Source organism: Priestia koreensis (genome assembly GCF_001274935.1).
Classification (GTDB): domain Bacteria; phylum Bacillota; class Bacilli; order Bacillales; family Bacillaceae_H; genus Bacillus_AG; species Bacillus_AG koreensis.
Map to the genome: position 1 here is coordinate 234656 of NZ_LILC01000023.1, position 19412 is coordinate 254067.

General features: G+C 41.6%; 16 protein-coding genes. 4 read left to right on the top strand and 12 right to left on the bottom strand.

The window, feature by feature from the left end; genetic code table 11:
• Positions 1-15 precede the first annotated feature (15 nt).
• Positions 16-762 carry a 2,3-diphosphoglycerate-dependent phosphoglycerate mutase gene (gene gpmA, locus AMD01_RS17330; RefSeq protein ID WP_053402707.1) on the top strand — a complete coding sequence of 249 codons (747 nt, stop codon included), beginning with the start codon at positions 16-18 and terminating at the stop codon, positions 760-762.
• Between the two features lie 136 nt (positions 763-898).
• The gene (locus AMD01_RS17335; protein ID WP_053402708.1) at positions 899-2233 is read left to right on the top strand and encodes a TIGR00366 family protein; all 1335 of its coding nucleotides are present in this window, start codon (positions 899-901) and stop codon (positions 2231-2233) included.
• A 41-nt stretch (positions 2234-2274) separates the two neighbouring features.
• On the opposite strand, the gene AMD01_RS17340 is transcribed toward AMD01_RS17335, so the two are convergent.
• From AMD01_RS17340 to AMD01_RS17385, 10 genes are all read right to left on the bottom strand, one after another.
• Positions 2275-3006, bottom strand: coding sequence for an N-acetylmuramoyl-L-alanine amidase (locus AMD01_RS17340; protein WP_053402709.1), 732 nt, complete (start codon positions 3004-3006; stop codon positions 2275-2277).
• Positions 3007-3023: 17 nt separating this feature from the next.
• Complete coding sequence (locus AMD01_RS17345) at positions 3024-3956, bottom strand: peptidylprolyl isomerase (protein ID WP_053402710.1); 933 nt, start codon at positions 3954-3956, stop codon at positions 3024-3026.
• 184 nt (positions 3957-4140) lie between these two features.
• On the bottom strand, positions 4141-4920 hold the full coding sequence (locus AMD01_RS17350; RefSeq protein WP_053402711.1) for a transglutaminase-like domain-containing protein: 780 nt from the start codon (positions 4918-4920) through the stop codon (positions 4141-4143).
• A 70-nt stretch (positions 4921-4990) separates the two neighbouring features.
• Positions 4991-6052, bottom strand: coding sequence for a M20 family metallopeptidase (locus AMD01_RS17355; RefSeq protein ID WP_053402712.1), 1062 nt, complete (start codon positions 6050-6052; stop codon positions 4991-4993).
• Positions 6053-6237: 185 nt separating this feature from the next.
• Positions 6238-7074, bottom strand: coding sequence for a hypothetical protein (locus AMD01_RS17360; RefSeq protein WP_083446599.1), 837 nt, complete (start codon positions 7072-7074; stop codon positions 6238-6240).
• Between the two features lie 104 nt (positions 7075-7178).
• Positions 7179-7664 (bottom strand): DUF4825 domain-containing protein, encoded by a 486-nt coding sequence (locus tag AMD01_RS17365; protein ID WP_053402714.1) that lies wholly within the window; start codon positions 7662-7664, stop codon positions 7179-7181.
• A gap of 72 nt (positions 7665-7736) precedes the next feature.
• A complete protein-coding gene (locus tag AMD01_RS17370; protein WP_053402715.1) occupies positions 7737-8783 on the bottom strand; it encodes a M42 family metallopeptidase in 1047 nt (348 codons plus the stop codon).
• Positions 8784-8900: 117 nt separating this feature from the next.
• On the bottom strand, positions 8901-10286 hold the full coding sequence (locus AMD01_RS17375; protein WP_053402716.1) for a hypothetical protein: 1386 nt from the start codon (positions 10284-10286) through the stop codon (positions 8901-8903).
• Positions 10287-10434: 148 nt separating this feature from the next.
• The gene (bluB, locus tag AMD01_RS17380) at positions 10435-11091 is read right to left on the bottom strand and encodes a 5,6-dimethylbenzimidazole synthase (protein WP_053402717.1); all 657 of its coding nucleotides are present in this window, start codon (positions 11089-11091) and stop codon (positions 10435-10437) included.
• 110 nt (positions 11092-11201) lie between these two features.
• On the bottom strand, positions 11202-13337 hold the full coding sequence (locus AMD01_RS17385) for a Z1 domain-containing protein (RefSeq protein WP_053402718.1): 2136 nt from the start codon (positions 13335-13337) through the stop codon (positions 11202-11204).
• A gap of 202 nt (positions 13338-13539) precedes the next feature.
• Between AMD01_RS17385 and AMD01_RS17390 the strand changes: the two genes are divergently transcribed.
• On the top strand, positions 13540-14058 hold the full coding sequence (locus tag AMD01_RS17390; protein WP_053402872.1) for a hypothetical protein: 519 nt from the start codon (positions 13540-13542) through the stop codon (positions 14056-14058).
• Between the two features lie 33 nt (positions 14059-14091).
• Here the strand turns inward: AMD01_RS17390 and AMD01_RS17395 are convergent, their stop codons facing one another.
• The gene (locus AMD01_RS17395) at positions 14092-16158 is read right to left on the bottom strand and encodes a putative bifunctional diguanylate cyclase/phosphodiesterase (protein WP_053402719.1); all 2067 of its coding nucleotides are present in this window, start codon (positions 16156-16158) and stop codon (positions 14092-14094) included.
• Positions 16159-16274: 116 nt separating this feature from the next.
• Positions 16275-17330: a C45 family autoproteolytic acyltransferase/hydrolase gene (locus AMD01_RS17400; RefSeq protein WP_053402720.1), complete on the bottom strand. Its 1056-nt coding sequence runs from the start codon at positions 17328-17330 to the stop codon at positions 16275-16277.
• Between the two features lie 111 nt (positions 17331-17441).
• Here AMD01_RS17400 and shc point away from each other — a divergent pair, with 111 nt between their 5' ends.
• The gene (gene shc / locus AMD01_RS17405; RefSeq protein ID WP_053402721.1) at positions 17442-19295 is read left to right on the top strand and encodes a squalene--hopene cyclase; all 1854 of its coding nucleotides are present in this window, start codon (positions 17442-17444) and stop codon (positions 19293-19295) included.
• The last annotated feature ends 117 nt before the right edge of the window (positions 19296-19412 follow it).

Below are 19412 nucleotides of genomic sequence, written 5' to 3' on the forward strand. Positions count from 1 at the left end.
TGCGAGGGCGAAGCGATGTATACTTTAGTATTGATTCGACACGGAAAAAGCGTTTGGAATTTAGAAAATAAATTTACGGGGTGGACAGACGTTGATTTATCAGATAGTGGCCTTCAGGAGGCGCGCGAAGCAGGGAAAATTTTGCGTAAACATGGTTACCAGTTCAATTTAGCTTATACCTCTGTTTTAAAGCGATCGATTCGGACGCTTTGGATTGTGCTGCATGAAATGAACTTAGAATGGATTCCCGTATATAAATCGTGGCGATTGAACGAGCGTCATTACGGATCGTTGCAAGGTCTTAACAAAGAAGAGACAGCCAAAAAATATGGAGAAGATCAGGTTCATCAGTGGAGAAGATCTATGGATGTTAAGCCGCCTCCATTAGAAAAAAGCGATGATCGCTATGAAGCCGATGACCCACGTTATGCAGAATTACAGGACGGAGAGTACCCACTTACTGAAAACTTAAAAGATACCGAAGCACGAATGCTTAAATATTGGCATGAAACGATTGCTCCAAGTATTAAAGAAGGAAAGAAAGTACTAATTTCGGCTCACGGTAATACGCTGAGAGGTCTGATGCAATATCTCGATCACATTTCACCAGACGGCATTGCGAACTTAAACATTCCAACAGGCATTCCACTTGTGTATGAACTTGATCAGGACTTAAAACCCATCCGCCATTTCTACTTAGGAATCGAAGGCGAAGTACCCGAAGGTGAAATCGACACCTATATCGAAAAGCATAGATCGTAAAAGAGGTTTATTAATCGACAATCCGACCTTTTCCCCTATTCATCTAGGGGATTTTTTGTATAATTTTGTATATTATTAGCGCATTAACGCACCAAGACCTTCTCCTACATAATACATTTCCTTTAGGAGGTTTAAAATGAAAGCGTTATCCAATTTCTTCACAGCAATTGTTCAACGTTTTTTACCAGATCCATTCGTCTTTGCGCTCATTCTCACGCTCATTTTATTTGCATCTGGAATCATCTTTACGTCCCATGGTCCGATTGAAATGGTTGAATTTTGGGGAAGCGGCTTTTGGAACTTGCTTGCTTTTGCCATGCAAATGAGTTTAGTGCTCGTAACGGGGCATGCACTAGCAAGTTCTCCCCTTGTGAAAAGATGGCTTGTTAAGCTCGCAAATTTAGCCAATACTCCTGCCCAAGGTGTACTATTGGTTACGCTTGGCTCTGGGATTGCTTGTTTTATTAACTGGGGGTTTGGTCTAATTGTTGGTGCTCTTTTTGCACGTGAAGTTGCCAAGCGCGTGCCAGGATCTGATTATCGCTTCTTAATTGCCTGTGCGTACATTGGATTTTTAACATGGCACGGCGGTCTTTCAGGTTCTGTCCCACTCGTTGCCGCTACCCCTGGGAATCCGTTAGAGAAAATGACAGGTATTATTCCACTCTCGCAAACTATTTTCACAGGCTTTAATTTATTTATTACGTTGGGTCTTTTAATTGTATTACCTATTATGACTAGGCTCATGATGCCAACGGGAAAAGACGTGGTTGAAATTGATCCACGCCTTTTAGCAGAAGAAGAAACGGCTTCTACTGTGTTAGCAACGAAATCGGACACGGAGAAAAAAACGTTTGCTGTTCGTATGGAAAATAGTCAGATATTAAGTATCTTAATTGCCCTTTTAGGCTATTCTTACCTAGTGTATTATTTCGTACAAAACGGTGCGAAAGTTGATATTAACACCGTCAATCTTTTGTTCTTTACAACAGGCCTTCTTCTTCACCGAACGCCACTTTCATACATGAATGCCGTGGCAAATGCGGCTAAAGGTACGGCAGGTATTATGATTCAATTTCCGTTCTATGCTGGTATTCAAGGAATGATGGAGCTTTCTGGGCTTGGAGGCATGCTGACAAATGCCTTTATATCCGTTTCAAATCCATTTACATTCCCGTTTTTCGCTTTTCTTAGCTCGGGAGTTATCAACTTTTTTGTCCCTTCAGGTGGCGGACACTGGGTCGTTCAAGGCCCGTTTATTATGGAGGCGGCAGCGAAACTACACGTCGATCCCGGCGTAGCAGCAATGGCCATTGCCTATGGAGAAGCATGGATGAACATGGCACAGCCATTTTGGGCGCTCCCTGCTTTAGCCATCGCAGGCTTAGGGGCACGTGATATTATGGGCTACTGTGTCACGACTCTTCTTGTGTCAGGTATAATCTTCGGCATCGGTTTAACGTTTTTCTAACAAAAAAGGTGACGCTCCGTTTTGGACGTCACCTTTTTTCATTAAAATCCCCACCAATATTCGTGCATTCCCTGCGCATACTGGGTGGCAAGGTTTTGACGGAACAATGCACTTCCGAGATTAGCAGCGTCCGTGCTATTAGAAATAAAACCTGTTTCCCCTAGCATTGCAGGCATATTCGTATACTTAAGAACATAAAAACCTGCTTCCTTGACACCTCGAAGCGATGAATAGGACGTTTTAAGCTTGTTGTAGGCGCTCGTTGCTAGCTGCGCTCCGTTTGTGCTACCGTAATAATTATATGTTTCAAGTCCATTTGCACTTGTTGCCGTTGCACTGTTAATATGCATCGAAACAAAAAAACTAGCTCCTAGGTTATTCGCATAAGATGCGCGGTCTTCTAATGATACCGTGGCATCTGAGCTTCTTGTCATATAAACAGTGGCAGGATAATTTGCCACGACATAATTTTTAGCACGAGTCGCAATATCAAGCGTAAGATTTTTCTCTTGAAGCCCGTTGCCAACCGCACCGGAATCACTTCCTCCGTGCCCTGGATCAATGACTATTACAGGATTTGATGCAAGAGTTGAAACGCCATTTGTTTTTCCTTGCTTATCTAACTTTTCTTTTAACGCTGGATTATAGTTAGAAGGTGCAGGAGCCACATCCCAGTTTGCTTCATCCGCTACTTCTCCTTTTGCCGCAAAAGCAGGTGTGCTAAACAATAGGCTCATCGAAAGTAAAACAGTGCTGACATATCTTTTTTTCATTCTCGTTCCCCCTCTTCTTATTTAACAAGTAAGCGTATATTCATAAAAAAGTCCTCCCAGAATCCGTTCCACTTTGTCGCGGCAAGATGTTCAGGATAAATCTGGTAGTCCTGTACTTCCTTTTGCTTCTCTAACCAGCGTTGAAAATATCGATTTTGTTTTTCCATTAAGAGCGTGGAATAGATTTTTGGTTTTACCTGTGGATAAGCTTGCACTTCTTCTTTTGTTTCATTTTCTACTAGTATCCAATAATATAGAGGACCTTCTTTAATAGGTCCCTGGAGTTCATGAAGTGGAGCACGAAACATGTTACGCGCAATCGTTTCCCCCACTTCACCTTTCATTTGCTCAAATGAAACAAGCTCTTGTCGAACCACCTTCATACGAGAAGAAGGGTTCAAAGACTTCATCGTATTTTTATTTACATTCGGTAATGGATGATCGGACTGCATATACGTAACTGTTCGAAACACTGGTACCATAAATGCCTGCTGATGATCAGTATAAAACTGTTGCATTTCCTGTTCTGACACCTTGACGTTTTCAGTAATGGCTTTTTTCACTTTAAAGCCTATAGTCGAACGTCGAATGCTTTGAACGCTTTCTTCCTCTGACATGTTCAAATCTTTCAAGGCTTTCGCTCGCTCAGTACTTGTTTTCCCCAGTTGCTCTAGCTGCGTTTGAATTTCTCGCGGGTTGGCTTTGATGTTCATCTCTTTTCCTTTTGTTACGACGAGATCCTCTAAACTCCTCATCTCTAGCATCTTTTCTTCCTCTTGATCATTGGTTATGTATAAGTGCTTGATATGTTGCCAATCGTTGGTGCGCACCACTTTTCCCCCTATTACATATAAAATAGGGTGATAGAGATAAGAAATAGCAAGCGCTGACGCTCCAACAGCAATGACAAGCAGAACACAACCAATCGTCATTTGCGCTTTTTTGTTCATAAGCTCATTCCCTCATATCTTCCGTGCGTATAGTTAAAGTGTATCACCCCGTATTGCTATACTGTATTGAGAAAATAGCCAATAAAAAAGCGAATTACCTGCCGTAATTCGCTAATTCACCCGTCGATTTTCAGAAAACAGATGCGTCATGATCGTCTATCTTGCATTATGTGAACCGAACGACCTACTTTTGAATCGTCTCCACTTTTTGAGCAACCTGAAGCTGTTTGATTTCTTCATATACTTGTACAAATCTCTTCACCTGATCTTGATGAAGATGAAAATTAACCTCCTGTTTGTAAGTCTTCATACCAAGTAACGTTAGTTCGTTAATTAATGCTTCCCACTCTTTCCAGATCGCTGTCGAACTTGAATTCTCCTTAAAAGAAAACGGAAATTTCTTTATGAGATACTCACTGGATCGTTCTTCTAACGGCTGATGGTTGGCATCTAAAGCAAACAAGCAAAACGGAATAATTCCTTCTGTAGAGGGTATGGACTGATGATAAAAGCCCAGCCGCTTTTCCATAAACGATTCAATCCCTAAAATAGCAAACGACGTATCTAGTGGACACCAGTCCCTCTGATCCGCATCATAGTATTCAATCCAACGGTGGTCGTTATGATTTAAACCGAAAATGGAATAGAAGTTTCCCTGCTCGGCAACAAGTTGCTCGGCGAACTGTTGTCTTTCTATATAGTCCGGTTGAGCGTTGATCTCAAGCACCCACCTTGTTTTAATACCTATGTAAGATAGTAACGTTTCTACCACTTTCGCTTGCTCGGCGCAGTTACCTGCCTTTCGCTGCATAATCTCTTCAAAGCTCCGGTCTACATAATCTGTTTCAACCCACTGAAACTCGTTGCAAATCCATGAGAACAAACGCGCAACTCTTTCAGCAGTACTAGTAGAACCATTAAGTTTACTCGTAATCTCTTTTTCAATTTCTATACTTATTGTCATCGTTATCCCCCTTAACTGGAATATTTTAACATAAAATACAAAAAAAAGCGCCCTTAAGCAAGCGCTTTTCTTAAAATAAGTGAGCCAACTTTTTTAAGATATCCTGATAAAGATAAACGGAGTCGATTTCAACGTACTCTTTTTCGCCATGCCAATGGGCACCTCTTGGACCAAACTCAACTGCTGGTATGCCAAAACGAGAGTAAAAGCGGCCGTCCGCTGAGCCGTGCTGACCAAACAGAATGGCTTCATGAGAGGTTTTGTTGACAATCGAATATAGTTTTTGGACGTATGGGTCGTCTTCTTTCGTTGCAATTGGATCACCATCCGAATGCACGTGTATGCTTGCAATATCTGAAATGGTGTTTAGCTCAGCCAACACGCGCTCCTTCGTTTGTTCCGGAAGAAAGCGAATGTCTACAGATATCACACACATATCTGGTACGCGGTTATAAGCATCACCGCCGCTAATTTTTGCTAGATTCACAGAAGGCCTCTCATACATGGGTGAAGATTCTTTCGTAAAAGGCAAGCTCAAGATCTCTTCATAAACGCGAAGTGCCTTTTGAATGGCGTTATCTCCTTCCCACGGACGACTTCCGTGAGCAGCGCTTCCTTTAATCGTTACATCAACTTGTACAATTCCCTTTGCTTGCAGTCCAATATTAAGCTGAGTCGGTTCACCGCAAATAACAAAATCACCAAGATATCCTTGATCACTTAAAAACTGTGCGCAGTTTAAGCCCCCCGTTTCCTCATCGGAAACAATTTGAAGCTGCACCTTACATGGTAAGGAATCATTCTTTAGCTCTACAAATGCCCCCATCATAGCCGCGAGACCTGCCTTCATATCCGCGGAGCCCCTTCCGTATAGCTTGTTTCCTTCCACATATGGCTCAAACTGATCCTCATTTCCTGGTACAACATCTACGTGGCCATTTAAAATCAGCGTGCGCTCACCGCTTCCGATCTCTGCTACGAGCATAAGAAACCCGTTGTTCTCTAAAACGGTGGCATTTATATCAAATGAAGCGAGCCACTTCTCACAAAAATGTACCGCTTCATTTGCCAGTTCTTTTGTTGAACTATCAATTTTAACTAACTCTTTTAGTAACGATATGGCATCGACCATTGAAATCATCTCCTGCTGGTACTTTGCTACAATGTATCTTTAAATATTTAGACTATTTTAACTTATCACACTTTAATACGAAACAGAACACAAGAACAGAACTTACCTCAGGAAAAGAGTAAAGTCGTTCAAAAAAATTTCGCAACCTATAAAAAAGGAAAACGATTTGCTTCGTTTTCCTTTTTTTACGACCAAAATCTCACTCGACTAATACTAAAGCTTATCACGCACGTTAGGACGGAAAACAGCAGCGCAATACTAGAAAAAGCGAGCACATACGCATTATAGCTAATTAGCACATCAATCACTTTATTTGCCTGCAACGGTGTCCAGATCGAAATCGCATTGAGCACGATAAGTAAAATAAAAATGGCGATGACACCGTCTGTCGCACCTTTTATATCAGCTGTACTTAACGCAATATGCGTCGAAATACAAATAGCGAGAAATAAAAACAGCCAAAATTTGACGCTTATCAGATAGTCCATACTCCACAAGCTCTTCAACAATACAACGCCTGCAAGTAGTGCTTTTTGGAACATTGCTACTGTAAATCCCTCTGCTTTTACATCGGTTTGCACATAGTGAATGAGCGTGTCATAGGAAGGTGGGACAAGCAAGTAAAGGCCTCCCACTAAAACGGCAATACCGATTAGCACAGGTGCCACACCAATAAAAAAGTTTCCTACTCGCTGATAAAGACTGTGAGGATTATATTGATGACTCACATATCCTAAATGACCGTCCGTAGCACGTTTTGGGAACCACTGCACGTCCGTAATATCATGACGAAAAACGATACACATCACCGCATGCCCAAATTCGTGAATAGGCGTCCCAATCCAGGCCGTTAGCAAAAAGCCTCTATTCCCAAATGCGCTTGCGATAAAGGATCGAGAATAGTTTTGTAAAAATCCTAGTAAAAAACCGACTCCTATGATAACGCCTAGCAGCGAAAGCAACTGAAGTCCTGAGGTTAGAAACAAATTCCACAAGGTGTTTAATACGTTCAATCTCTTCATCCTATCTCTCTGTTCTTATTGAACTCATTTTCATTGAAAACGCGGAAGAAGTCAACTATTCCACATGTAAGACCGCGCCAAGTCTATTAGCGCGGTCAGCTCGTTTATGAAAAAACAGCATCCATTTCCTGATCTGATTTTAACTGCTTTTTGATCAGTTTTCTTAATTCCTCTTCCTTTTTGTAGTCTCCCAAAGTTACGTCGTACCAATCTTCTAGTTTTGCTCTTGAAACTGTTAAATCTTGATTTGGAAACTTAAATGTAACCGTATCAACATTTTTAATAAGCGCAAATAGAAAAGTGGCATTCGATATAGCGGTATCTTTTAGCTCCTTCTCGGTGACGTTCTCACTCATTTTCTTATAATCGAGCGTAACCCCATAAGGCTTCTTCTGCGTTTGAAGAGAAATTTCTTTTAGTTCTTTTCCATGCTTTAATTGCTTGGTGATGTTAATAACTGCACTGTTATTGCCAACATACGAATCTTTGTATTTGAAGACCGTTGATTTTTCTGTCTCACTCTGACTGCACCCACTCACAAATAAAATGACGGATACGAACGTTAGCACATACACGCTGAGCTTTTTCATTGTGCACGATTCCTCCTTTACTCATTGAGAACGAGTTGGAAAATCTCCTTTAAGACGTCATTGCTATATTGCTTACAGCACCATTTTTGATTGAATATAATGATAGATCAATGCTGTTGTATGCTCGATCGACGTTTTATGTGTGCGTTCAAATGCGTGAGAAGAATCAATTCCAGGACCAATTAAGCCGTGGACGATGTCATGTCCTGCTCGGATCGCCGCAGATGCATCTGAACCGTAATGTGGATAAATATCTAGCTTATACTCAACGTTATTTTCCTTCGCAAGACTAACCAAATGCTGACGAAGACCGTAATGATATGGTCCAGTTGAATCTTTCACACAAATAGAAACCGTGTATTCATCTGTTGCCTGACCGTCTCCAATCGCCCCCATATCAACGGCTAAATATTCGACCGTCTCAGGCGAAATGTTTGAGTTTCCTCCATAGCCGATTTCTTCATTATTTGAGATTAAAAAATGCGTCGTATATGGTAGCTGCAATTCTTCCTCTTTTACTTGGCGAATCACTTCTAATAAAATAGCAACGCTTGCTTTATCATCTAGATGGCGGGACTTTACAAATCCACTTTCCGTTACCTGTACACGAGGATCGAATGAAACAAAATCTCCTACTTCAATTCCAAGCTTACGAACGTCCTCTGCACTTTTAACGACTTCATCAATTCTTACTTCCATATTCGCTTGATTGCGCTCTGCTTTTCCAGCATCTTTGTATACATGAACAGATGTTTGATGCATCAAAATTGTTCCCGTATACACCTTTCCAGCTGACGTAGCAATTTGGCAATACTCTCCCTCAATGGAGTTGTAAAGAAATCCCCCGATTAAGTCGATGACGAGTCGTCCACTTGCTTTAATTTCTTTCACAATTGCCCCTAACGTATCGACGTGCGCTGTAAGCATACGATGTTGCTCTTGATTCTGGCCTGGGATGGTAGCAATTAATCCACCTTTTCGATTACGCTTTGTTTCTACGTTGAGTTCTTTTAAAAGAGATTCTACGTATGTAATCACCTCTTCTGTGTAGCCTGAAGGACTTGGAATGGAAACCAATTTCTCAATAAGTTCAATCGTTTTATCTGCTGAAAATGTCATATGTACCTCTCCTTTACTGCTTATGTATACTACCATTATACACCAAATGCATGGAAATACGCTGTTTGTCCACATAAAAAAGCGATGGAATTCATCCATCGCTTTTTCCCTCTTTCCTTATCCCTGTTGACGATTACGGCGTACGATAATTGTCGCAAACGCACCGGCGAGCACAAATGCTACCGCTCCCCATGCAATCATTGAATTGCTCATGCCAGACTCGGCTGTTCCACCCATACCTGTTTTCGGCATTTGAGTTGGCATTTGACTTTGGAACTTTTGAGGGAACTGATCGACAATTGCACCAGATAACCCTTCTCCTACCATGAACATATGCTCATATGCCTCATGGATCGTTGGGTATGTTGTAGCGTAGTCTTTTTCTGTATACGTGTTAAATGCTTTTAGCAATTCGTCCACGTGCACTTTAAGTCCTGATTCAAGGTCGGCCGCTTTTAGACGTCCACCTGTTGCATCATCTAAAAATTTCGCTTGCTCTACGCGGTACTGATCTAGCTGTTTCATCGCCATTTGTTTTGCTGCCTCATCTTTTGTTCCCGTTGCTTTTACATAGTCAACGAAGTAGCCGATATGACTGCTCCAAATCGTTTTAAATTGATCTCCTGCTGCTTGACCATATACAGACGCGATCGCTTTTGAAAGATCATCCGTATTTTGATTTAATGCTCCTGCTGCTGCTTCAAAATCCTTCGCGCCGTCAATTCCTTTTTGCATCGCTAGCACAGCAAGTGCCGCATGCTCAGACAGAAGGCTATTTAGGTTTTCACGTAAATCTACTGCCGCTGTATCTACTTTTGTATTGTTAAATTTTTGAGGAAACTGATCTGTAATTGCCCAAGAGAAGCTTTTTCCCACTCCGTACATATGATTGATAGACTCGCGTACGCTTTTGTATGTTGTTGTGTAATCACCTTTTACGTAGTTGTCAAATGCTGATAAAAGCTCGTGAACGTGCATATTCAGCCCTTCGCGAAGTTCAGCTGCTTTTAAGCGCCCCTCTGTTGCTTTATCCAAAAAGTCAGCTTGTTTGACACGGTATTGATCCAAGTTTTTAATGGCCATTTGTTTTGCTGCTTCATCTTTTGCCCCTGTTGCTTTTACATAATCAACGAAATAGCCGATATGACTGCCCCAGATTTCTTTAAATTGATTTCCTGCTGCTTCACCGTATACAGACGCAATCGCTTTTGAGAGGCTGTTTGTATTTTCATTTAATGCACCTGCTGCTTGTTCAAAGTCTGGTGCACCGTCAATTCCTTTTTGCATCGCAACAACCGCTAAGTAAGAATGTTCTGATAATAATTCATCTAGCGTCGCGCGTAGGTCGGCTGCCGGTGAACTAACTGTCGGTTTCATCATCTTCGTATTTTCTTTTGTTGTCATCTGCTGATGATTACCGCTGTGATTCATATCCGCTGCATATGCAGCTGTTGGAAGTAAAAGTGATACGCTTAATGGTACGGCTAAAAATGATTTTTTCATGTGTTTTTTCCTCCTCGAATTTCACTGTTTGATTACCTAACGGAGGAGATTTTTATTTGGATCACTTTTTTTAAAAAAAGTTTTAAAAAAGAGCATTAAAAAGAGAAAAGCCGTCGCCGTATAAAGGCAATGGCTTTTCTCTAACCCCTTAGCTGTGCTGATTTACATCCCATTTTTCATTAAAAATCAAACTATCAAGCATCCGTCTCTTTTCCCAGTTCGCGCTCTCTAAGATCGGCTTTTCTGGATAATCCTCCGTATAGCCAATCGATAACAGGGCGATGGGCTCCACATGTGGCGGAATGCCTAAAATATCGCGAACGTCATTTTTCTTGTAAAAGCTAACCCAGCCCATCGCAAGTCCTTCTGCATAGGCAGCGAGCCACATATTTTGAATGGCACAAGCGGTTGATAAAATATCCGTCTCTGGAATGGAGTTTCTGCCTAACACATGTGAGCCCCCTTTTGTTGGATCACACGTAATACAGATCGTAACCGGAGCTTCTTTTAATCCTTGTACCTTTAAAGACAAAAACTTACTTTCTTTTTCTTGCTTGTCTTCATAATGAATGGCAAGCGCTCGCTTTTCTTTATCGGCTGCCCATGCCAGCTTTTCTTTTGTCTCTTCGTTTGTCACAATAATAAAGTTCCACGGCTGCATAAATCCAACAGAGGGAGCATGATGTGCTGCTTCTAACAACTTTTGTAGTTTCTCGTCAGGAATAGGTGTCGATAAAAAACTTCGCACGTCCCGACGGTTCTCAATCGCTTTGTAAACGCCTTCTTTTTCTTCATCTCTTAACATATACCTCTCCCCCATTCTTTGTGTATGCCTATTACCGTTATTATCCCTTTTTTTGGTCAGGCTTGTAAAGGTTTTAATTCAGACAAAAAGCTAGATGCCTTTTAGACGACCTAGCTTTTTGTAAGATCCCGAGAAAATACGACTGTTTTTGTGTTTTTAGGCGTGACGAGAACAGGCCACCAAAACGGACAACCTCTCCAGCCGTTTTCTTCCCGACCATTTTGCCGGAGTAATATGAGGACAGGAATTCGTTGCGCAAGCTTCTTCGCGACGGTTAATTCACTATTTCCATTTGCCGTCGTATCAGGCGCATCCTCAACTCGGCCATTTGCCCGTACTCGGCTCATATTTCGTCCTGATCGAACGACGCACCAGACTTTTCCTTTATGCTTAGAATTCGTGTAGCGAGACAAAAAAGACATGCTTGCAATAAATGCGTCTTCATCCCACTGTTTTCCTTCTTGTTGATCAAAGGTCTGCTTGATTAGTCGAACGTAGTCAATGGCTTCTTCGATGTCGATCAAAAACGGTTTCTTCTCTATCCATTTGCTTTTAATACGGCGATCAAGATCCTTCACAGTTTTTGCGATGTATGTTTTATATCCCGTCTGAAATCCGATCGGAAGCATTCGCTTAAGCGGCTTCAACGTCGTTGTTTGCGACAATAGCAGCTTATTAGGTGAACAAGGAATCAATCTACTTGAAAAGTCTTGTTCAATAAAGACAACGCCTTGGTTTTGCCCACCTTGTTCAAAAGCCGTACGCAGCCCCGTATCAAAATCGTGAATTTTTTCCATAACTTCGTATATTTCTTCCGTCGTATAAAATTTCGTGACGGAGAGATCTTGCGGAGATCGGTAACCGAACATTCGAGAATGCTGTAAAACGGTATCCTGTTGAAAGCTACGCGGATTTCGTCCATAGTAAAAACCAATTAAATTTCGAATTGTGATGCCACGGTCTAAAATCTGTCCGCCAATGAAAATATTCAGCGGTGCGCGAAGCTTGAGCTGCCCCTGCTCATCTAACAGCTGGTTCATTTCCTTTTCAGAGTTTACTGTCGTAACCAAAAGATAGTCTTTTTGAAGCATAAAAAGCGCTTCGTATACGACGTCCTGCTTAGGCGGGGGACTCTCAAGCGCTGTCTCCATCTCCTCATAGCACTTCTCAAGCATCTGCTGCAAAGCAACTGGCTGATCAACCGCAAGCTGTCCTAGCCTTTCTTTTAATGTGAGGACAACATTCTCCTGCCAGTCATGAGAGGCTTTTGCCTGCTGTGTATGAATAATAAAGCTATATTTTTCCAACGTCTTTCCTTCTTTACGCTGTTGGAGTCTGCGAACAACTCCTCCTACTAGAAAAGAAAGCACAGACCTTCGCAATGTTTCAATGCTTTTGCTCGTTAGTACTTCTTCGAGCTTCAAACGGCGACGATCAGGCTTTTTTAACGCCATAAGCTCCCTTTCATCAATAGGTACAAATAAGCTTTTTCGCACCGCTTCGTTTTCAAAGTAATACTCGCTTCCAATGTAGGTAGATGGGATTGGGACTAACACCGTAAAAGCTGGTTTAATAGGCATAAAAACAGGGGACGTCTCAGACACCTTCAATTCATCCGGCTGTAGGTAGAGCGAATACGGTGTAGCCGTCACTTGGAGAAAAGCGCTGTTTTTAACTTCCTTTCTCAGTTCATCAATTTGTCCTGCAATGGCTTTAATTTCAGTTGTCTCCTGCTGCGTCTTCGTGAACCCAAGGCTTGCATAATCTGCTTCATCATCAATAATAAGCACATTGCGATCTTTGAGCTGTGGATAGCGCAACAGCGCGTCATGAAGTCGTTTCATATTATGAATTTCCTTTTTCACGACAAACACTAATTTTTGCTCTAGCTCATAAGCAATAAGGTTTGTTGGAATCTTCATAATGTCAAACACCTGAACGCAGTCTGCTTCTGAGAGCGTTTTGTATTCTTCTTTTAATCGTTCATATGTTTGCTGAGCAAGAGCTTTTGTGCCTTTTGTTAGCACAATTACTGCATCATATCCGTTGTCAAAGGCTAATCCCGTAATCCCAATAAATGTGCGCGTTTTTCCGCTTTGGATTTTCCCAAGCAGCATCCCCGGTTTTCGTTCATTCGTTGTATGACGCTGCAACAATTCTACCGTTTGCTCAATGCAAGCTTTCATCTCTTTTTCATACTGATTTTTTCGCTGTAAATGAGTATAACATACTCCGTTCGTTTTCATAAAGTCACTCTTTCTTTCCGTTTACTCACATCCTCCATAGTACCTCGAAACGTTTGTTTGCTCAAATGGAAAGTGCTTTGTTTGCATGATTTTTATTTTTTTAGTAGAATAGACAACTGTGTGAAATGAACGGATATATATTGCCCTCTCTTATGCAAACGATAAATCGCCACCATATGAAAGGAGACTGATCGCTATGGCTATGATAAAATCAGCTTTTGAAGAAGATGTTCGTGAACCTGAAGAAATTAAAGAGGAATTTGAAAAACTAGAATTCCAGCTTTTTCGTATGCAAGAAAACATGAAGGAAATCGCAAAAGACGCAGAAATTGTTGGAATTGATCAAACAAAGGATGACAAATGGGTCATTGTTTCTGCGGTTGATGACGGAAACATTTGTAAGCTTATGGTGAATGACTGTGAGCGTGCTTATAGAGGTACATGGGACTTTTCCATCTTGGCACAATATAAAGAAGAAGATACGATTCATATCGGCGATATTAAAGGCCCTGCTAATCAAGGGTACGGATCGATTTGCATGAACTTCTTAAAAGAAATTGCTCGAGATAAAAACATTCCCTTTATTACAGGTGATATTGCCAAACGAGATTGGGATCACGTCGAGCGCCTCGTTCATTTTTATTCCAAACATGACTTCAACGTAACGGTTGATTACGATGAAAAAAGCGGTGAAATTGAGTGGAATGACGGAAACGCCTGATAAAAAAAGAGAAGCAACCTCGCTTCTCTTTTTTTACGTCTTCAGGAGATTATCTATCTCAGCTGCTGATATTGGCTTCCCGTAGTAATATCCTTGTGCTTCTATACATCCACATTGAATAAGAACGTGTTGCTCTTCAGTCGTTTCAACCCCTTCTGCGACAATCGTTAATCCTAAATTCACTGCTAGTTGGATAATAGAGCGCACGATAGACAAATTCCCGCTGTTGCTGTTGATGTCGGAAATAAACGATCGATCAATCTTCAGGCCTGAAAGCGGCAGTTGCTGAAGATAGCGTAGAGACGAATATCCCGTACCAAAATCATCAATATAAAGAGAGACTCCCATCGTTTGAAGCTCTTTTAAAATCGGAATTAATTTCTGAATATCCGTCATAGCAATTCTTTCGGTTACTTCAAGCTCCAGCCAGCTCGCTTTAATGCCAGACCGCTGTAAAATCGACTGAAAGACCTCTAAAAAATTGGAACGAAAAAATTGGGTAGCGGAAATATTGACCGCTATTTTACGCAGGTCATATCCTCTATCTAGCCATGCTTTTTGATCCCTACATACTTGTTCTAGCACTAAGTGTTCAATTTCAATGATTTTGCCGTGCCGTTCGGCCAGTGGTATAAATCGGTCAGGTGAGATGATCCCCTTTTCTGGATGAATCCATCTTACGAGCGCTTCAAAACCAATAATTTTCCGTGTGATCATGTTCACTTTTGGTTGATAATAGACGACAAACTCCTGATTAATGATGGCATTGTGAAGATCTCGAACAAGTGAGAAGTTTTCAGCTGCGATTACCCCATGCTGTCGCTGAAAAAACGCATACTTTTCATTATCCTTTCTCTTAGCCATGTACATGGCAATGTCCGCATTTTTCAAAAGCTCTCCTATTTCTCCTCCGTCCATCGGAAATACGCTTACCCCAACGCTTGATGATCCGTAGTACTCCTTCTCATCAAGTAAAAAGGGTGATTCTGTTTCCCGAAATATGCATTGAAGCAGCTCAAGAACATGTGCCTCAGACTCAAACTCTCCTACCATGACAAATTCATCTCCGCCAAAACGCGCCAGTTCATAGTGTCCTGCCGTGCACTGCTGAAGCCTCTTTGTTAACTCTTTTAAAATAAAATCGCCCATTTCGTGACCAAAGTGATCGTTAATTAATTTAAAATGATCCACGTCTAGCAGCAAAACGAAAATTTTTGTGTTCCTCTCCTTTGCTTCCCCGATCAGTTCGCTCCCAATTTTTTTGAAATAATCTAAGTTTGGAAGACCTGTGAGCTGATCATAATACACGAGTTGTTGAATACTTTGCTGCTTTTGCGATTTTTCAACGGCATTTTTTACGCCAGAAGAAAGGAGCTCTAAAAAGGCGTGATCTGCATCTGTTGGCATGTAGGAGGAATCAAAATGAAACATGACTGAAATTAACGAGGAGACAGAACGTATCGTATTTAGTATGACATTCTGTGGGTTTTGAGAGGAAAGGAGGGGCTCTAATCCAGCTTCATCTTCTCCTACTGTTGTCAACGAGAGAGGCGTGTGGTCATCTTCTACAGCAATGATACACTCTCCGCAGTCGTGCAAAAATAAGTTGGCGACCTCCTTAATGCAAATCAAGCCTTCTTTTAACGACATCCCCGCTTCAATTTCCCTTAACACCTTGTTTTGCACCTCAACCATCATCTCAGTTTGCTTTCGTTTCGTAATATCGTGTTGAATAGCAATAATGTACAAGGGGTGCCCCTGGTCATTTAAAATGGGATTAATAAACAATTCGTTCCAAAAAACTGATCCATCTTTTTTATAATTTAGCACTTCAAATATACCGGAATGCTGTTCAGCGATAGCTTGTTTGATCTGAGCTCTTACGCGTGAATTTGTTTTTCTCCCCTGAAGAAGTCGACAATTCTGATAAAGATACTCGTTTCTTTCATAGCCTGTAAGCTCTTCGAAGCACTGATTGGCAAAAATGATGGGGTTGTCTGGCAAGGAGGGGTCTGTAATCACAAAACTTGTATGAAAGCTTTTTGAAATCTGTTTTAATACATTTAATACCGTTCGTTTTGACTCCCTGTCTCTCCTCATAACTTCCCTCCCTTTAATCCACTGTTGTAACTACATCATATGAATTCCACATGGCATGCTCACTGCTCTTGACCTAGTGTCGCCGAGGAAATTTTTCAAAGTAAAAGCCACTACGCTTAAAAACGTAATGGCTCTTCGAATGGAAACGTTTCATCTGTTGCAAACGTTCCTTTTATTTTTTTGACAAGAAATGGCGAATCATTCAGCCAGTTTGAAAAAGATAGAGACAATGGCTTTGCATTTCTCCCTGCTCCAATGAGTACTTGCAGCGTTTCGGGAACATAGACAACCGTATGAAGCGTCCCCGCTGAATTTTTGTAGTCTTCCTTAAAAATCCCGTACTCTTTTTGATTGAATCGCTCATACGCTTCATATGGAGTAAGTGAACGTCCAATCTGTTCGTCAATATGAGCCATCCGCTCTTTAGACTCTACGAGATGATGACGATTTTCCTCTGTCATGTAATCAAAATGATTGGCACACCCTAAAGCAGCTCCCCTCGTCACGTGTACTCCTCGTCCCGAAGCCTCCACAATCGCGCCTTTCCCTTCTCGATCGTACACGGAATAATTGAATGCTTGACGATGAGGGACACGTGAGATAACATCAATGGCTTCCTCTGTGGTTGCACACGTATCGAGAACAAAACGTGCAATGGCACAGCAAATAAATCCGTCTGTTTGACGACGTCTGTTCACGAAATGATAGCCAATTACGAGCCCCTTTTCATTCATTCCGTCCATACGTCCGATCATTCTTGTCCCAAATCCTACGCTTGCATAGCCATCTTCAGGCTTCCACAAAAGAAAGCGTCCTTCATAGGTTTTTGGATGATAATCATAATTTCGTGCATAAAATCCATCCTGCATCATTGCAGAGCACCCGGATTTTTTCCATTCTGCCTGATAACCACTATATTCATGAACCGTCTCTTCAAGCGTCCATCCTAGCCCATCAGCAAGACCACGTAGCTCGTCCCAAATTCCTGGCCCGAATCTATCGTAGTAAGCTTTTGCCTCATTCATTTTTGTCTCGTAGCTACGTAAGGAACGCTTCCGTCTCTTCCGGTGATTTTCATAAAGAGGTGTATCTCGATGATGGGTTCCTTCAAGGAGGCCAAGGTCATAATAACTCCCTTTTCCTTGTATTACATCAATTTGGATTTCTTTCATGTTCTATCCTCTCCTCCTGCTTTCATTGTCCTCAATCTTTCTCGATGACGCAAATTTCTTGCCTTCATAACCACTTCATTTTTGAATACAGTGTAGAAAGAGGTGAAAGAAATGATTTCAACAACAACTGTCCAACAAAATATACAAAAACGAATTGCAGAGCTTCGTAAATGGCAGCAATCAGACGGAACATGGCGGTTTTGCTTTGAAGGCAGTATAATGACAAATGCATTTGTCATTATACTTTTGCGAACGTTGCAAGTAAAAGAAGAAAAAGTTATTAAGCAGCTAGCTACCTACATACGAAATCGCCAGCATCCAAACGGCTATTGGAATACAGCTCCTGATGAAAAAGGGCATCTAACTAGCACAGTCTTAGCTTACACCGCTCTTTTATATGCGGGTGATGAACAAGAATCAGACAAACATATGAAAAAAGCAAAAAAATTCATTGAGCAAAATGGTGGTATCGCGAAGGCTCACTTTATGACTAAGTGGATGTTAGCTGTAAACGGTCTATACAAATGGCCTTCCTTTTTTTATATTCCCATGAGCTTTCTACTAATCCCTTCTTACGCACCTGTTAACTTTTTTGATTTGAGTGCCTACGCGCGTATCCACTTCGTTCCAATGATGATCGCAGCAAACAAAAAGTTTTCCTTGTCCTCTCCACGCATATCATCCTTTTTTCGCACTTACGAAGAAGATGATTGGTTAGTAGGTGAAGATCGATCTTTTGTTCAGCTTCTTACAAACGAAATGAAAAAAATAGCCGCCCTGCCTGTTTACATTCATGAAAAAGGATATAAAGAAGCGGAAAACTATATGCTACAGCGAATTGAGCGCGACGGAACGCTGTACAGCTACGTAAGTTCGACTGTTTTTATGATTTATGCGCTCCTAGCACTTGGCTATGACAAACGAACGCCTGTTATCCGTCACGCGCTAAAAGGGATTCTCGAGCACGCAAAGTCCTTACAAGAAAATGAGTTGTATATTGAAAATTCAACGTCCACTGTATGGGATACATCACTGCTCACTTATGCTTTACAAGAGGCGGGCGTTGAATATCATGATCCAATGATTACGGCTGCAAATCACTATTTGGTCAGAAGGCAGCACGACGCTTATGGGGATTGGTCCGTGCATAACTCACATATTCCACCTGGAGGTTGGGGATTTTCAGATAGCAATACGTTAAATCCAGACTTAGACGATACGTCTGCTGTACTGCGTGCCTTGACACGAACTTCTTCGAAAGGGTCCTTTCTTCTCAACTGGACAAAAGGAAACGCTTGGCTTCTATCGATGCAAAATCGCGACGGCGGCTTTGCGGCCTTTGAGAAAAACACGGACTCTAGTGTTCTTACACATTTGCCTCTTGATAATGCAAAAGATGCGGCGACAGACCCTGCAACAGCGGATTTAACAGGAAGAGTACTAGAGTACTTTGGTACGTTTACAGATATGAAGCAACATCATCCAACTGCAAAACGTGCCGTGCAGTGGTTGCTTTCACAGCAAGAGAAGAACGGCTCTTGGTATGGAAGATGGGGCACGTGCTATATTTACGGAACGTGGGGAGCTGTGACTGGTCTACGGGCTGTCGGAGTAGAACCAACACAGAAGTCGATGCAAAGAGCCGCAAGCTGGCTGAAGAGCATTCAGAACGATGACGGAGGATGGGGCGAATCGTGTCAAAGTGCAGAGATGAAAAAATACATTCCTCTATCATTTAGTACCGTGTCACAAACGGCTTGGGCTCTCGATGCTCTTCTTGCGCTATTACCGAAAGAAGATGAAGCCATACAAAAAGGCGTTCACTTTCTATTAAAAGACGCACACAAAAAAGAAGCTATTTATTATCCTACAGGTATCGGGCTTCCAGGACAATTCTACATTCGCTATCATAGCTATGAGCACATTTATCCACTTCTCGCTCTATCACATTATCAGCGTGCCTAGTGCCTTTACATGCGCTAGACAAAACGTTTAAAAAGTTTACACGCACGTAACGTCTTTCAACCTTATACTAAACATGTACTTATTTTGACTTGCTTTATCGTCTCTACACAAAGCGAG

Bases quoted from the DNA above. Each gene is read 5' to 3' on its own strand.
- gpmA (WP_053402707.1), top strand. From the start codon at position 16: ATGTATACTTTAGTATTGATTCGACACGGAAAAAGCGTTTGGAATTTA.
- AMD01_RS17335 (WP_053402708.1), top strand. From the start codon at position 899: ATGAAAGCGTTATCCAATTTCTTCACAGCAATTGTTCAACGTTTTTTA.
- AMD01_RS17340 (WP_053402709.1), bottom strand. From the start codon at position 3,006: ATGAAAAAAAGATATGTCAGCACTGTTTTACTTTCGATGAGCCTATTG.
- AMD01_RS17345 (WP_053402710.1), bottom strand. From the start codon at position 3,956: ATGAACAAAAAAGCGCAAATGACGATTGGTTGTGTTCTGCTTGTCATT.
- AMD01_RS17350 (WP_053402711.1), bottom strand. From the start codon at position 4,920: ATGACAATAAGTATAGAAATTGAAAAAGAGATTACGAGTAAACTTAAT.
- AMD01_RS17355 (WP_053402712.1), bottom strand. From the start codon at position 6,052: ATGGTCGATGCCATATCGTTACTAAAAGAGTTAGTTAAAATTGATAGT.
- AMD01_RS17360 (WP_083446599.1), bottom strand. From the start codon at position 7,074: ATGAAGAGATTGAACGTATTAAACACCTTGTGGAATTTGTTTCTAACC.
- AMD01_RS17365 (WP_053402714.1), bottom strand. From the start codon at position 7,664: ATGAAAAAGCTCAGCGTGTATGTGCTAACGTTCGTATCCGTCATTTTA.
- AMD01_RS17370 (WP_053402715.1), bottom strand. From the start codon at position 8,783: ATGACATTTTCAGCAGATAAAACGATTGAACTTATTGAGAAATTGGTT.
- AMD01_RS17375 (WP_053402716.1), bottom strand. From the start codon at position 10,286: ATGAAAAAATCATTTTTAGCCGTACCATTAAGCGTATCACTTTTACTT.
- bluB (WP_053402717.1), bottom strand. From the start codon at position 11,091: ATGTTAAGAGATGAAGAAAAAGAAGGCGTTTACAAAGCGATTGAGAAC.
- AMD01_RS17385 (WP_053402718.1), bottom strand. From the start codon at position 13,337: ATGAAAACGAACGGAGTATGTTATACTCATTTACAGCGAAAAAATCAG.
- AMD01_RS17390 (WP_053402872.1), top strand. From the start codon at position 13,540: ATGATAAAATCAGCTTTTGAAGAAGATGTTCGTGAACCTGAAGAAATT.
- AMD01_RS17395 (WP_053402719.1), bottom strand. From the start codon at position 16,158: ATGAGGAGAGACAGGGAGTCAAAACGAACGGTATTAAATGTATTAAAA.
- AMD01_RS17400 (WP_053402720.1), bottom strand. From the start codon at position 17,330: ATGAAAGAAATCCAAATTGATGTAATACAAGGAAAAGGGAGTTATTAT.
- shc (WP_053402721.1), top strand. From the start codon at position 17,442: ATGATTTCAACAACAACTGTCCAACAAAATATACAAAAACGAATTGCA.